The organism is Bacillus sp. X1(2014), from assembly GCF_007678255.1.
Window position 1 is genome coordinate 686,293 of sequence record NZ_VEED01000001.1, and the last position, 14,553, is coordinate 700,845.

Here is a 14,553-nt window from a genome sequence, read left to right on the forward strand (position 1 = left end):
CGTCATCCTCCTTTATTTATTCAACTTCAACGGGTTGAAGCGTTCCAATTTACTCGTGTTTTGAAAATTGTTTTAAGAAACGAACATCATTGGTATAGAAATGTCTGATATCATCGACACCGTACTTTAACATTGCAATTCGTTCAGCTCCCATACCGAAGGCGAAGCCAGTGTATTTTTTAGAATCGTATCCTGCCATCTCTAGAACGTTAGGATGGACCATTCCTGCTCCAAGAATTTCGATCCAACCTGTGCGTTTACAAACGCTGCAGCCATCGCCGCCGCAAATTTTACAAGAAATGTCCATTTCAACAGATGGTTCTGTGAAAGGGAAAAAGCTTGGGCGTAAACGGATTTCACGATCTTCCCCGAACATTTTTTTCGCAAACACTTCTAAAGTTCCTTTTAGGTCACTCATCCGGATGTTTTCACCGACAACAAGACCTTCGATTTGCATAAATTGGTGGGAGTGTGTCGCGTCATCATTATCACGGCGGTACACTTTACCTGGGCAAATAATCTTGATCGGTCCTTTGCCTTGGTGCTTCTCCATCGTACGGGCTTGAACTGGAGATGTATGAGTACGAAGAAGGATGTCTTCTGTAATATAGAAAGAGTCCTGCATATCGCGGGCTGGGTGGCCCTTCGGTAAATTAAGAGCTTCGAAGTTATAATAATCCTGCTCAACTTCCAGACCTTCTGCTACCTGGTAACCCATACCGATAAATAAGTCTTCAATTTCTTCAATGATTCTTGTTAGCGAATGGTGATTTCCAACCTTCACTGGGCGGCCTGGAAGAGTAACATCGATACTTTCAGAAGCTAACTTTTCTAGAACAGCAGCTTCTTCTAATCCCTTCTGTTTGGCTTCAATTTTTTCGGCAATCGCTTCACGAACTTCGTTTGCTAGTGCCCCCATAACTGGACGCTCTTCAGCAGAAAGTTTCCCCATGCCGCGCAATACTTCCGTAATTGGCCCCTTTTTTCCTAAGTAGGCAACACGGATGTCATTTAATTCTTTTAAGCTTCCGGACTGTTCAATTTTTTGAATAGCCTCTTCCTGCAATTCCTTTAAACGTTCTTGCATGTCAATTCCTCCTTAATAATAATCGGTAATTGGTGTCAGGCACCAGAAAAACAAAAAAACCCCATCCCTGGAAAGGGACGAGGTTAAAGTTTCGCGGTACCACCCTTGTAAACACGTTATGTAAAACACATTGTGTTCGCTTCATTCGGATAACGGCTTATGCCGGTGCATCTTTACACGGAAAGCGGAAGTAGCTGAATAGCTATTGCTTTTAATCGTGGTCCCGATGCCAACTCAGGAGGTGAACTTCTCTTATCCTTACCATAAAAGTGCTTTCAGTCGCGGCACTTTCTCCCTAAATGGTTTTAAATAAGATACTTTTCTCCGTCATCGTCATTTAATATTCCATATTGTTCATTATTATATAATAATTCTCCACGCAAGGTCAAACTAGTTTACGCCTATTTTTTCAAATAATAAAGGAGGATTCCCGTTGCAACGGCCACATTTAGTGACTCACTTTTCCCGTAAATCGGGATATAAAGGTTAGCTGTTGTACTCGCAAGAATATCTTTGCCGACACCATTTCCTTCATTTCCAACAATTAAGGCAAACGAATCACCTGTAGAAATATCAGTATATGCAGAGGCCCCTTCAAGTGCTGTACCATAAACAGGAATATTTTTTTCGTGCAGCTTTTCGATCCACTCATGAAGGTCCCCTCTAATTATCGGCAAGTGAAAGTGACTTCCTTGTGCGGACCTTAGAACCTTAGAGTTATATATATCTACACTTCCACGTCCAACCACAACAGCGTCAATCCCGGCTGCATCTGCCGTGCGGATCATAGTTCCGAGATTGCCTGGGTCCTGAACTGCATCAATGAACAGGTAGGTTTTTGCATTATGTACTTCCGCAGCTGCGATTCTGCACACAGCATAAATTCCTTGCGGTGCTTCTGTATCAGATAATGAATTTGATATCTCTTCAGTAACTTGTGTGATTGGTGTGGAACTAGCATCCCATCGGGAAGGTAAATCCACTTTTTCAGAAACAATGATTTCTAAAATCTGTTCTCCTTGTTTCAGCGCTTCCTCCACTAAATGGAAGCCTTCCACTAAAAATGTTCCTGATTTATCCCGCTCTTTTTTCGTTAACAGCTTTTTCCATAGTTTAACTTTCGGATTATTTATTGATTCAATATGCTTCAAAACCCGCTCTCCTTTTACAATAACGATGATTTTTATATTATAGCCTAATAAAAATACATAATAAAACCAAAAATAGAAAACATATTAAAAGAAAAGCGAAAGCGCCTTGTCCAGGGGCGACAAGCATAAGACAAGCACTGACAGAAGGCGCCGTTTGCCTTCCGAAATGATTGGCTTATGTCTCGAGCCCCTAGGCGCTGTAGCTAGACAGTTCTCCAGGTTCAGAGTTTTAGACTTTATTATTTATTGAAAAGGAGTGCATATACATGAATTTAAATTTACGTAACGCGATTGTTCACAATGTTGCTGGGAATACACAAGACCAATTAGAAGATACGATTGTTGATGCGATTCAAAACGGGGAAGAAAAAATGCTCCCGGGTCTCGGTGTTTTATTTGAAATCATTTGGAAAAATTCATCCGAAGAAGAGAAAAAAGAAATGCTAACAACTCTTGAAAGTGGGTTAAAGTAGTCATAGGTTGGTTAAAGGGCTGTCAATCAGTTAAGGTTGACAGCTTTTTTCTGTAAAGATTTAAACTTTCAGTTCAATTAGATGCAATAATAAATGTTTTAATGTTGATATATAAAGACTATCTGCAATTCAGACACTCAATGAGCGAATGTTTGGTTCATTGAGCGAATTTGGGCATTCAATCGGCGAATTCTCTCGCTCAATCAGCGAATTTCACCTTTCAATCGGCGAATTCTCATGCTCAATCAGCGAATTTCACCTTTCAATCAGCGATTCAAAAACTCGAATAAAAAATCCCCGGTAAAGTTCTACCGGGGACCTCACAATAAGTTATTCAAACGTAATTTTATCAACCATCTCACGGTCTAAACGCTTGATAACTTCCACAATCAGTTTCACCGCGTTTTCGTAATCATCACGATGGAGCATCGCTGCATGAGAATGAATATATCTAGTCGCAATCGTAATGGCCAATGCTGGAACCCCTTTATGGGTCAAATGGATCGACCCTGCATCCGTACCACCGCCAGGAATTGATTCGAACTGGTAAGGAATGTTCAATTCATCAGCAGTATCGGTCACTAAATCGCGCAACCCTTTATGGGCTACAAGAGAGGCATCATAAATGACAACCTGTGGACCCTTGCCCATTTTACTCATGGCTTCTCTTTCAGAAACTCCCGGTGTATCGCCGGCAATACCGACATCAACCGCAAAACCGATATCTGGGTCAATTTTGGCAGTTGCCGTCTTGGCACCACGCAAACCAACCTCTTCCTGAACATTTCCGACACCATAGACAACATTAGGATGGTCTACACCTTTCAGCTGCTTTAACACATCGATGGCAATGGCACAGCCAATCCGGTTATCCCAAGCTTTAGCTAATAACATCTTTTCATTGTTCATAACGGTAAATTCAAAATAAGGGACAACCATATCTCCCGGACGAACTCCCCACTCCGTAACTTCCGCACGGCTTGAAGCACCTACATCAATAAACATGTCTTTAATTTCCACAGGTTTCTTGCGTGCTTCTGGTGATAAAATATGCGGCGGCTTGGATCCGATAATTCCGGTTACATCTCCCTTTCTCGTTACAATCGTCACGCGCTGGGCAAGCATGACCTGGCCCCACCAGCCGCCAACCGGTTGAAAACGAAGGAAACCTTTATCATCAATTTGGGTAATCATGAAGCCAACTTCATCTAAATGACCAGCGACCATAATTTTCGGGCCGCCTTCTTTACCTACCTTTTTAGCAATTAAACTGCCAAGTCCATCGGTTGTGAGTTCATCCGCAAATGGTTCTATGTATTTTTTCATAACTTCGCGAACTTCACGCTCATTACCAGGAATTCCTTTGGCATCCGTTAACTCTTTGAACATCGTCAAGGTTTCATCTAGTTTTGTCATTATTTCGCCCCCTTTGTATAGGTACAATTTTATTATACAGAAGTATATTGTTAAGTTACAAATTTAGCCTGATTGGATGAAATAACGCACCATCCTTTGAATCTTTAAGTAGTTCATGGAATCTAGGCTTCATGGATAACATGTATCTCTATGGAGAATATTAAATAAAAAGGAATACTTTGTTAGGAATGGGTTGTTTTGTATCTCATAAGCTTTTCTTACTGCAAAAGGGAGATAAATTAATGATTAAGGAAAAAATTAGTGCAATCCAGCTTGTTTATTTAATGGCAGGCTATGTATTAGGGACAGCGATGATTCTGGGTTTAGGGGCTGACACGAAGCAGGATGCATGGATCTATATCCTAATCGGCATGGTATCCAGTCTACTATTAATGGTTGTTTATACTCAATTATCAACCTATTATTCAGGGGATACACTCGTTCAGATGCTGCCAAAGATAATCGGAAGGTTTCTTTCCTATCCCGTAATCCTGCTTTATATTGTGCATTTTACCTATTCTGCCGCAAGAGCGTGCAGAGAATTGGGGGATCTGATTGTCACCACCATCTTAACTGAAACCCCAATCTTAGTAGTAATAGGAAGCTTTATGGTGTTAATGATCTATTGTTTGCTGGGCGGAGTAGAGACTTTGGGGCGAATGGCGGAAATCATCTTTCCTATCTATATTTTTGCACTTATCCTGATTTGGCTTCTCTTATTTAGCGTTGAACCATTTGATGTAAAAAATCTAACTCCTGTTTTAGGTAATGGAGTACAACCTTTATTGAAAAAATCAATTCCAACTGCCATAAACTTCCCTTTTGGCGAAACCATTGTCATTATGATGTTTTTTCCTTTTTTAAGCAATAAAAAACATATAAGAAAGATAGGATTGTCTGCTCTAGTAATCGGAGGAATCCTATTAACAATTAATTCTATTATGATGCTTTCTACGCTAGGACCGGAAATTTACAGCAGAGATCTTTTTACCCTGCTTGCTGCAACTCAAATGGTTTCTGTTGCAGACTTTCTTGAGCGGTTTGATGCCCTTGTTATTTTAATGATGGTAGCAGGTGTATTTTTTAAGGTGGGAGGATTTACATTCGGTGCTTCCGTTGCCATATCTCAATTATTCAAGTTAAAACAAACTCGTTCCGTACTGATATCACTAGGGTTAATTATTACCCCCTTATCACTAATAACCTCATCTAATTATGTTGAACATATAGATTTTGGATTTAAGTTTTTTGTTCCATATTTTTTAACTCTATTACAAATCATTGTGCCGATTTTAATATTATTTACCGCAATGATTCGTAAAAAATTGGGCCTTTTATAGTCTCATTTAATCAATAAGGGTGGTACGTTCATTGAAAACTTTAAGACGGATTAAAAAATTATATTCGACTTTCCAAAATCAAAACGGAGTCAAAACTCAGGAGGAAAAAGGAAACGATCAATTATCAGGATTTCTTCAGGAAGATTTTTTACAGGTAAAGCATTATTTTGAAGGGGCTTCAGATTTCAGATATCGTGAACTTCAAATAAATTCTACATACTCGGCTATGATTTTTTATCTCGATGGATTAGTAGGTATAGAAAGAATTGAATTAAACGTCATCACTCCTTTACTCAAAAACAATAATGCATTCCTAAATAACCCTAAACCGACAATTGAGACCATCGTAGAAGAACTAAGTTCAGCTCAAGTAAAACAAGGGGAAACACTGCAGGAAGTGATTAATCATATTTTGTTAGGTGACACTGTTTTATTGATTAATGGATATAAACAATTCCTTTTTATTAGTGAACAAGCATGGGAAAAGCGCTCCATTGAAGAACCCCTATCCGAGGCGGTCGTTTTAGGACCAAGAGAAGGCTTTACTGAAAATATCCGAACGAATACAAGTATGATTCGAAGACGATTAAGAACAACAAAGCTTAAATTCGAAAGTATACAGATCGGGAACCTTTCCCAAACCGAAGTAGTCATTACCTATCTTGATGGAATTGCACAACATTCAATCATTGAAGAAGTTCGCAGCAGATTAAACCAGATTAATATTGATGCGATTGAGGATAGCGGTTACATTGTGGAGCTTATTGAGGATCATCCTTTCTCTGTGTTTCCGCAAATATTGCAAACTGAAAGGCCTGATCGAGTGGTCGGTAACCTTCTGGAAGGCAGAATTGGGATTATCGTTGAAAATAGCCCTTTTGCTCTTGTTGTTCCTGTTACTTTTTTTCAAATGATGAGTTCCCCTGAAGACTATTATGGAAAGTTTATTATGGCAACCTTTATTCGATTCATCCGCTATCTATTTTTATTGGTTGCACTATTGTTTCCCTCCATTTATATCGCTGTGACTACCTTCCATCAGGAATTACTGCCAACCAATCTTTTGTTTAGTGTTGCAGCTTCACGGGAAAAGGTGCCCTTTCCAGCGGTTATCGAAGCCCTATTAATGGAAATAACCTTTGAAGCATTACGTGAAGCAGGTTTACGGCTGCCGCGGCCAATTGGATCAACAGTTAGTATTGTTGGAGCATTAGTAATCGGTCAAGCTGCTGTTGAGGCGGGAATTGTTTCCGCTCCATTAGTTATTGTTGTATCCACTACAGGCATTGCATCATTTATGTTTCCTAGTTATACCCTAACTGGAGCTATTCGGATCCTTCGGTTTTTAATGATTTTTTTATCCGCAACATTAGGGTTTTATGGAATCCTATTAGGAGTTTTCTTTATTTTAGTTCACCTTGTTCAACTGCGCTCCTTTGGTGTTCCTTATTTGGCCCCAGTTGCCCCACTTAATTTTAACAACCTTAAAGATGTTTTTGTTCGTGCTCCTTGGTGGAGGATGAATGAACGGCCAGAACAAACAGGAAAAAGAAATTTGAGGAGATTAAGTCCCCGCAACCGTAAAAACTAGTTCGTTTAAAAGGACGGGATGGGATTATGAAGGTGATTAGAAAACTGCTATTAGGAGTCATAAACGTTTTTTTGCTTACAGGATGTTGGAACCGGATTGAAGTAAATGATATTGCCATTGTTACTGCGATTGGATTAGACCTTGTGGAAGACAATATGATTCGCTTAACCCTTCAAGTGGCCATACCAACTAAGCTAGGACCAACTGGAGGAAGTAGTGGAGGAGGAAAAGATCACAGTACATTTGTCATTTCAGAGAAAGGTGTCACGGTTTCTGAAGCGTACCGAAATTTACAAATGAAGCTATCGAGACGTGTATTCTTTTCTCAAAGCAGGGTCTTGTTAATCAGTGAGTCTTTAGCTAGAAAGGGAATTTTTAATATTATTGACTTTTATACAAGGTTCCATCAACCTCGAATGAACAGTTTTATTATGTTTACAGAAGGAGCGGCTTCCGAAGTTATTAAAAACATACCAAATTTAGAAAGTGTTTCAGCAGAGGAAACGAAGGAACTTGCAAAGCTAAGTGTAGGTTTAAAGGTTTATGTCAGGGACTTTTTAAACATGCTTCTTACAGACGGATTAGAACCATATGCCCCTCAGTATAAATTAACTTCAGTAGAAGTAGATACAGAAAATGAATCAGGAAAAATACAGGCTATTAATGGGGCTGCTGTATTTAAAAAAGACAAGCTAATAGGTTGGATGGATGAAACTGAAACCCGGGGAATTTTATGGCTTCGTAATGAAATTGAAGGAGGAGTCATTACTATTACAGTCCCAAAGGAAAAAGGCGGGGGAAATATTAGTTTTGATATTATTAGATCAAAAACACAAATCCTTCCTCATCATGAACATGGACAAATGAAAATTACAGTTAATGTTGCCTCAGAAATGAGTGCAATTGAAAATACTTCAAAGCTAGTATTATTTAATCCAAAAGTAATCGAAGAGATCCAAAAAAATATTGAAAAGGAGATTAAGGGTCGAATTCAATTAGTAGTAAATACGGCTCAAAAAGATTTTCAATCAGACATATTTGGATTTGGCCAAGCCGTTTATCGAGAATATCCAAAAGCATGGAATACATTTTATAAGAAGAATTGGAACCATGAGTTTTCACAAGTAGAAGTAAACATCAATTCAAAAGTTTATGTTAGAAGAATCGGCTTAAGTAAGTGAAGAAATACTTCATTAAAAGGAATGGAAAATGTTTAAGATTTTTTTGATGATTTTTACCTTCGTTATAATCTTTTCCTGGGAAGCTTTACGTTTAATACGAAAAAAGGAAATAAAAGAACTAGTTGTTTTTTCTATTCTTTCATTAATCGGCTTAGTATTGAGTATTATGGTAGTTATCCGATCATTTATCTAATTCGTATAAAAGGGGGACCATACTAATTTTTACTCTCAAAAAACTATGAAATGGACATTCTCACCTTTTTAAAGAAGTTGGAAGCTGCAAAGTCCAAATTCTAATGAAGGAACGAATGTCCAATCATACTTTTATTTACCGGAAGAACCGAATCCACCTTCTGATCTACCCGTATCCTCTAATATTTCTGTTTCAATAAGGTTAACTTTTAAGACTGGGGCAATAACCATTTGGGCAATTCTCATTTGTTTTTCAATCGTAAAATCTTCTTTCCCATGATTAATAAGGATAATTTTTATTTCCCCTCGGTACCCTTCATCAATAGTCCCCGGACTATTAAGCACAGTTATAGAGTGTTTTAAGGCTAGACCACTTCTTGGCCTAATCTGTGCCTCCGTTCCTTTAGGTAATTCAATTTGTATACCCGTTCTTATTAAGGCTGCCTCCCCTGCTTTGATTATTTTTTCTTCAATAGAAAATAAATCTAATCCAGCATCACCTTCATATGCTCGATGGGGTAATACAGCCTCATCGTCTATTAATTTAACTTTCAATTGATATTCCATTTCGAACCTCGTTTCAAGAAATTTTTATGTAACTTAATTGATTACGTATGCATTGTTTAGCCGCAAAGACGCGGCTTTTATAATAAAAACTTGATTAACAGAACTAATTCAATCACTGCAAGGACCGGGAAACCAATCTTAAATGAAGTATGCTTCGTTTTATGTCTATAAAGCTGCATGCCTGCTGTCGCACCTATAGCACCGCCAAATAACGCCACTAGCCATAAGGTCCGCTCGCGGATTCGGTATTCATGCTTTTTAGCCCGCCTCTTATCTTCCCACATAATCACAAGTCCTGCTATATTCATGATCAAATATGCCACTACCCATATAACCATCCCCCGTATCCCCCTTATAGAAAAAGCCATCCTCATAAGAGAATGGCTTTTGATATGTCTAGCTACAGCGCCTAGGGGCTCGGGGTCATAAGCCAATCCGTCAAGAAGGTTAAAAAACAACCTTCTCGCCGCCTCGTCTTATGCCTGTCGCCCCTGGTCAAGGCGCTTTCGCTTTTCTAATTACTTGTTAATGTTTTGTTTTGCAACGTTTGCTAATTCAGCAAATGCGTTTGCATCGCTTACTGCTAATTCAGCAAGCATCTTGCGGTTTACTTCGATACCAGCAAGCTTTAAGCCATGCATTAAACGGCTGTAAGAAAGACCATTCATACGAGCTGCTGCATTGATACGAGTAATCCAAAGTTTGCGGAAGTCGCGTTTTTTCTGACGACGATCGCGGAAAGCATACATTAAAGATTTCATAACTTGTTGGTTAGCTACTTTATATAATGTATGTTTTGAACCGAAATAACCTTTTGCTAATTTAAGAACTTTTTTACGACGTTTGCGCGTAACTGTACCGCCTTTTACACGTGGCATTTAATTTCCCTCCAATATATAAATCGATCACTTAATTTTTACTTCATGTAAGTTAATAATTGACGAATGCGTTTGAAATCACCTTTAGAAACAAGTGATGCTTTGCGAAGCTTACGCTTTGCTTTAGTAGATTTGTTAGCAAATAAGTGGCTTGTATAAGCGTGGTCACGTTTTAATTTACCTGAACCAGTCTTTTTAAAACGCTTTGCAGCGCCACGGTGAGTTTTCATTTTTGGCATTGGGATATCCTCCTTATTACTTGTCGGTTTTAGGTGCTAAAACTAGGAACATGCTTCGACCATCCATTTTTGGATGTGATTCAATCGTTGCAACTTCCTTGCACGCCTCTGAAAAACGGTCTAACACACGTTGACCAATTTCTTTATGGGTAATTGCCCGGCCCTTGAAACGGATTGAAGCTTTTACCTTGTCGCCTTTTTCTAAGAACTTAATTGCATTGCGTAACTTTGTATTAAAGTCATGCTCATCAATTGTCGGGCTGAGACGAACTTCTTTAGTGGTGATGATTTTTTGATTCTTACGAGCTTCTTTTTCTTTCTTTTGCTGCTCGAATTTAAATTTGCCATAGTCCATAATTCTGCCGACTGGAGGCTTTGCATTTGGTGCTACAAGTACCAAATCAAGGTTCACTCTTCCGGCAATCTCTAAGGCTTCAGTTTTGGTTTTAATCCCCAACTGCTCGCCATTTTGATCAATTAGGCGAATTTCGCGAGCGCGAATGCCCTCATTTAACAACATGTCTTTGCTAATAATTAGCCACCTCCAAGGTTTTATCACGAATACAACATCTTGGTCAAGAAAATCATTACAAGCCCTTTCAAACCTAAACGTAGGACGCTACACATCAACAGGTATAAAACTTTTTAGCAGTGCTATTATTGCACAAACAAAAAAGTGCGGATGAATGCACCCACACTTTACAGAACAAAATTAATGAAACCAAAAAGTTCAAGTAAAACCTGCCAACTGCCTATTGCGTCAATCAGGTGAGAAGCGGGTGCTTCTTCTTTTCCCAAAAACAAGTATTCAATTTTTCACCTTAGTAAATATAACATAAGCAAAGATACAATGTCAAACGAACTATTTTCTTTGACAACGAAATTTATTTTAGCAAGAAATAAATAATTATTCAATAGTTTTTTTTGGAAAAGTGGAAGTGCCCGTTTAGCGACCTATGGACTGGAGCTCTCCGAACAAGATAAAGGAAACACGAAGAGCGCTAGCGATTCGATGTTGACTTATCGTAGGAGGCGAGCGAAGTACACTAGTCGCTGGGCACTGGAGCTAGACAAAACAAAAAGAGAGGCGAACCTCCCTTTCTACTGTTTATCCTCTTTTCACTTCAGCAATTAATGAAGTTAAAAACTCTGAGAATGGCTTTGTTTCTGAGTTTTGCTCGCCATATTTGCGGACATTAACAGCCTGATTTTCGACCTCTTTATCCCCAACAACCAGCATATATGGTATTTTTTGCATTTGTGCTTCACGGATTTTATAACCGATTTTTTCATCACGTCCATCCAATTCGACACGGAAACCTTCATTCTGAAGCTGCTCCTGTACTTGTTTCGCATAATCGAAATGTGCGCCAGGAGATACCGGAATCACCTGTACTTGGACTGGAGCGAGCCATGTTGGGAACGCACCTTTGTATTCTTCAATTAAGAAGGCAACAAAACGTTCCATTGTTGATACCACACCACGGTGGATAACGACTGGACGATGCGGTTTGCCGTCCTCACCCACATATGTTAAATCAAAACGTTCTGGTAATAAGAAGTCCAATTGCACTGTTGATAGTGTTTCGTCTTTTCCTAGTGCTGTTTTCACTTGAACGTCAAGCTTAGGACCGTAGAAGGCTGCTTCTCCTTCTGCCTCATAATAATCAAGACCAAGGTCATCCATTGCTTCCTTCAGCATACCTTGGGCTTTTTCCCACATTGCGTCATCGTCAAAATACTTTTCAGTATCTTGCGGGTCACGGTAAGAAAGGCGGAAGGAATAGTCATTAATATCAAAGTCTTTGTAAACTGCTAAAACGAGGTTCACAACCCGTTTGAATTCATCTTTAATTTGGTCAGGTCGAACAAAGATATGTGCATCATTTAAAGTCATTCCACGAACACGCTGTAGTCCTGAAAGTGCACCAGACATTTCATAACGATGCATTGTTCCAAGTTCGGCAATCCTGATTGGAAGTTCGCGATAGCTGTGGATGCTGTTTTTGTATACCATCATGTGATGCGGACAGTTCATTGGACGAAGAACTAATTGCTCATTATCCATGTCCATTACTGGGAACATATCTTCCTGGTAATGATCCCAGTGTCCTGAAGTCTTATATAAATCGACACTGCCCATAATTGGAGTGTATACATGGTCATAACCCAGACGTTGTTCTTTATCAACAATGTAACGTTCAACCACCCGACGGATAGTTGCACCCTTTGGAAGCCATAACGGTAATCCTTGTCCTACCAATTGATTGCTAGTGAAAAGGTTCAATTCTTTACCAATTTTACGGTGGTCACGTTCTTTTGCTTCTTCAAGTAAGCGAAGGTGTTCAGCTAAGTCTTCTTTTTTGAAAAAGGCTGTTCCATAAACGCGCTGCAGCATTTTATTTTTACTGTCCCCGCGCCAATAAGCACCTGCAATACTCAATAGCTTAAATTCTTTGATTTTCCCTGTTGATGGGACATGGACTCCGCGGCATAGGTCAAAAAAGTCACCTTGTTCGTAGATTGTCACTGTTTCCTCATCAGGAATCGCTTCAATTAGTTCTAGCTTATATGGGTCACCAGCTTCTTTAAAAAGCTGTACAGCCTCTGCACGGCTTACTTCCTTGCGAACAATCTCAATATTTTCATTAACGATTCTGGCCATTTCCTTCTCAATCTTTGGCAGATCTTCTGGAGTTAATGATTCCTCAAGGTCCATATCATAATAAAATCCACCCTCGATTACAGGGCCAACACCTAAATTCACACCAGGATAGAGTCTTCTTACCGCCTGTGCCATCAAATGGGCAGTACTGTGGCGTAAAATTTCTAACGCATCATTGGAATCTGGGACGACGATTTCTATTGAACCGTCTTCATTAATTGGACGGCGAAGATCAAACAACTGACCGTTCCATTTGCCGGCAATCGCTTTTTTCTTTAGGCCTGGGCTGATGGATGCGGCAATATCTTCCGTTGTTGTTCCTTGAGGGAACTCCTTTACTGCCCCATCTGGAAACGAAATCTTAACAACGTCTGACATGGTAATTCCTCCTTTGAATTAAGCGTTTTGGGTCATTTTTGCCCAAGAATCCGCTTTTTGAAAAATAAAAAAAACCCGTCCCTGGAAAAGGGACGAGTTTTAATAAACACGTGGTTCCACCCAATTTTTCAATTTCAAATAATAACAATTTGAAATTGACTTTGGTCTGTTAACGGTCGAGAGCCGTCAGACAATTACTAACCTCATAAGGCATGAAGCGTTCACTGCTGAAGTTTAAAGGTGGTAAGTATTATTTTCGTGTTAGGAGACTTTCAGCCATGATCTCCCTCTCTAAAAACCGTAAAAAATACTGTTGTCCTTATCATTACTTTTACTATGACTATACTATGTATGCAATTATAATGATTAATTTTTGAAAAATCAAGGGACATCAACCTAATAAGACAAATTTTCACACAATTCCTTTCTCAAGCCTGATTCTCAGAAGATTGATGATCCTCTGCCCATTTATTCACATCTCTTAGTGCAGCAAATGATTTAATAGTTACTCTTTCTTCAAAAATATTTTTGATTGTCCTTACTAAGGGCTCATCCGGGTCCTTTGTATACAAAAAAATAGTTGTAGGCGCAAGTGATAATAATGGGGCAATCGATGCAGAATCGACATATACAGGATGATTAACTAGTAATTTACGGTCAATCAATCTTGTTAATTCAGCACGTTTCATTTCTACAAACTGATCATTATAAAAAGTGATTTCCTCGTCGAGCAATAAATGGAGTACTTCCATTTTCGGCTCACGATTCACCAGAAACTCCCGGAGCATTTGCACAAATATTTGATATTCTTGCTCCATCTTATATTCATCAATAGCAATCTCAACATAGCTTTGCAACGACTGAAAGTACGGACGCAATCTAAATTTGAGAAACGAGTCAAACGAAAAAGAGATATTATCCAAAAAAATATGCTCAATGGCAGATTTAATCTGTATCTCTTCATTTGCATCATTCAAGAAAATAGACAAGTCTTCTCTTTGACCCTCGAGAATAGAATCAATAATTTCGATAATTTGTTGCTGTTCTTCAAATTCATCGTAAAAATAATGGCTTTTTAATATTTCTCTAAACCAATCATCCCGTTTAATATTGGTAATGAATTCGTAAAAAGCATGTTTAACAATTCTGGAAATTTCTACCGATATCATATTGCCAAAAAATTTAACTATATGTCGATCTTCAATTAGAAGAATAGTTTCTTTGTCATGATTATTTGGTAAGTACTTCAGCAAGTGGTCATAAAATTTTTCTGCATCCAACTTGCATTGGAAGATGATTTCCGCCAACCAAATCCCCCCTTTAAGCCAATCTTTGTATTAATATATATGGGGGACTTAGCTAAAATAGAAGTTAGCTGGTACATGCTTTTGTTAT

General features: G+C 38.8%; 14 protein-coding genes and 3 other annotated features. Of the genes, 4 read left to right on the forward strand and 10 right to left on the reverse strand.

Annotated features, from left to right (window positions below; all coding sequences use genetic code 11):
- Positions 1-49: 49 nt before the first annotated feature.
- Together pheS and FS608_RS03610 are read right to left on the reverse strand one after the other, a co-directional pair.
- Entirely contained in the window at positions 50-1,087 is a 1,038-nt protein-coding gene (pheS, locus tag FS608_RS03605) for a phenylalanine--tRNA ligase subunit alpha (RefSeq protein ID WP_144547879.1), read from the reverse strand.
- A 70-nt stretch (positions 1,088-1,157) separates the two neighbouring features.
- Positions 1,158-1,427 (reverse strand) — a binding site (T-box leader).
- Positions 1,428-1,488: 61 nt separating this feature from the next.
- Positions 1,489-2,238: a TrmH family RNA methyltransferase gene (locus tag FS608_RS03610; protein WP_144547880.1), complete on the reverse strand. Its 750-nt coding sequence runs from the start codon at positions 2,236-2,238 to the stop codon at positions 1,489-1,491.
- Between the two features lie 266 nt (positions 2,239-2,504).
- On the opposite strand from FS608_RS03610, the gene sspI reads away from it, so the two are divergent.
- The gene (gene sspI, locus FS608_RS03615) at positions 2,505-2,711 is read left to right on the forward strand and encodes a small acid-soluble spore protein SspI (RefSeq protein ID WP_026563367.1); all 207 of its coding nucleotides are present in this window, start codon (positions 2,505-2,507) and stop codon (positions 2,709-2,711) included.
- Between the two features lie 330 nt (positions 2,712-3,041).
- Here the strand turns inward: sspI and FS608_RS03620 are convergent, their stop codons facing one another.
- The gene (locus FS608_RS03620) at positions 3,042-4,127 is read right to left on the reverse strand and encodes a M42 family metallopeptidase (protein ID WP_144547881.1); all 1,086 of its coding nucleotides are present in this window, start codon (positions 4,125-4,127) and stop codon (positions 3,042-3,044) included.
- Positions 4,128-4,369: 242 nt separating this feature from the next.
- Between FS608_RS03620 and FS608_RS03625 the strand changes: the two genes are divergently transcribed.
- From FS608_RS03625 to FS608_RS03635, 3 genes are read left to right on the forward strand one after another with little or no spacing between them, the layout of a single operon-like run.
- The gene (locus tag FS608_RS03625) at positions 4,370-5,467 is read left to right on the forward strand and encodes a GerAB/ArcD/ProY family transporter (protein ID WP_186328579.1); all 1,098 of its coding nucleotides are present in this window, start codon (positions 4,370-4,372) and stop codon (positions 5,465-5,467) included.
- Between the two features lie 31 nt (positions 5,468-5,498).
- A complete protein-coding gene (locus tag FS608_RS03630) occupies positions 5,499-7,058 on the forward strand; it encodes a spore germination protein (RefSeq protein ID WP_186328580.1) in 1,560 nt (519 codons plus the stop codon).
- A gap of 26 nt (positions 7,059-7,084) precedes the next feature.
- Complete coding sequence (locus tag FS608_RS03635; RefSeq protein ID WP_144547884.1) at positions 7,085-8,239, forward strand: Ger(x)C family spore germination protein; 1,155 nt, start codon at positions 7,085-7,087, stop codon at positions 8,237-8,239.
- A gap of 324 nt (positions 8,240-8,563) precedes the next feature.
- Here the strand turns inward: FS608_RS03635 and dut are convergent, their stop codons facing one another.
- The 7 genes from dut to ytxC all read right to left on the reverse strand — a co-directional run bounded on the left by dut (position 8,564) and on the right by ytxC (position 14,465).
- A complete protein-coding gene (gene dut, locus FS608_RS03640) occupies positions 8,564-8,998 on the reverse strand; it encodes a dUTP diphosphatase (protein WP_144547885.1) in 435 nt (144 codons plus the stop codon).
- Between the two features lie 77 nt (positions 8,999-9,075).
- Positions 9,076-9,336, reverse strand: a complete 261-nt coding sequence (locus FS608_RS03645; protein WP_144547886.1) for a DUF1294 domain-containing protein — start codon at positions 9,334-9,336, stop codon at positions 9,076-9,078.
- Between the two features lie 180 nt (positions 9,337-9,516).
- Positions 9,517-9,876: a 50S ribosomal protein L20 gene (rplT, locus tag FS608_RS03650; protein ID WP_026563363.1), complete on the reverse strand. Its 360-nt coding sequence runs from the start codon at positions 9,874-9,876 to the stop codon at positions 9,517-9,519.
- 38 nt (positions 9,877-9,914) lie between these two features.
- Positions 9,915-10,115: a 50S ribosomal protein L35 gene (rpmI, locus tag FS608_RS03655; protein ID WP_026563362.1), complete on the reverse strand. Its 201-nt coding sequence runs from the start codon at positions 10,113-10,115 to the stop codon at positions 9,915-9,917.
- 16 nt (positions 10,116-10,131) lie between these two features.
- Complete coding sequence (gene infC, locus FS608_RS03660; protein ID WP_180230124.1) at positions 10,132-10,650, reverse strand: translation initiation factor IF-3; 519 nt, start codon at positions 10,648-10,650, stop codon at positions 10,132-10,134.
- A gap of 129 nt (positions 10,651-10,779) precedes the next feature.
- Positions 10,780-10,912: a sequence feature (ribosomal protein L20 leader region), on the reverse strand.
- A gap of 311 nt (positions 10,913-11,223) precedes the next feature.
- Positions 11,224-13,158, reverse strand: a complete 1,935-nt coding sequence (thrS, locus tag FS608_RS03665) for a threonine--tRNA ligase (protein WP_144547887.1) — start codon at positions 13,156-13,158, stop codon at positions 11,224-11,226.
- Positions 13,159-13,243: 85 nt separating this feature from the next.
- Positions 13,244-13,493: a binding site (T-box leader), on the reverse strand.
- 93 nt (positions 13,494-13,586) lie between these two features.
- On the reverse strand, positions 13,587-14,465 hold the full coding sequence (gene ytxC / locus FS608_RS03670) for a putative sporulation protein YtxC (protein ID WP_144547888.1): 879 nt from the start codon (positions 14,463-14,465) through the stop codon (positions 13,587-13,589).
- Positions 14,466-14,553 lie beyond the last annotated feature (88 nt).

Excerpts from the sequence above, each read along its gene's own strand:
- thrS (WP_144547887.1), bottom strand. The coding sequence starts at position 13,158 with ATGTCAGACGTTGTTAAGATTTCGTTTCCAGATGGGGCAGTAAAGGAG.
- sspI (WP_026563367.1), top strand. The coding sequence starts at position 2,505 with ATGAATTTAAATTTACGTAACGCGATTGTTCACAATGTTGCTGGGAAT.
- FS608_RS03645 (WP_144547886.1), bottom strand. The coding sequence starts at position 9,336 with ATGGTTATATGGGTAGTGGCATATTTGATCATGAATATAGCAGGACTT.
- FS608_RS03620 (WP_144547881.1), bottom strand. The coding sequence starts at position 4,127 with ATGACAAAACTAGATGAAACCTTGACGATGTTCAAAGAGTTAACGGAT.
- rpmI (WP_026563362.1), bottom strand. The coding sequence starts at position 10,115 with ATGCCAAAAATGAAAACTCACCGTGGCGCTGCAAAGCGTTTTAAAAAG.
- dut (WP_144547885.1), bottom strand. The coding sequence starts at position 8,998 with ATGGAATATCAATTGAAAGTTAAATTAATAGACGATGAGGCTGTATTA.
- FS608_RS03635 (WP_144547884.1), top strand. The coding sequence starts at position 7,085 with ATGAAGGTGATTAGAAAACTGCTATTAGGAGTCATAAACGTTTTTTTG.
- pheS (WP_144547879.1), bottom strand. The coding sequence starts at position 1,087 with ATGCAAGAACGTTTAAAGGAATTGCAGGAAGAGGCTATTCAAAAAATT.
- rplT (WP_026563363.1), bottom strand. The coding sequence starts at position 9,876 with ATGCCACGTGTAAAAGGCGGTACAGTTACGCGCAAACGTCGTAAAAAA.
- FS608_RS03625 (WP_186328579.1), top strand. The coding sequence starts at position 4,370 with ATGATTAAGGAAAAAATTAGTGCAATCCAGCTTGTTTATTTAATGGCA.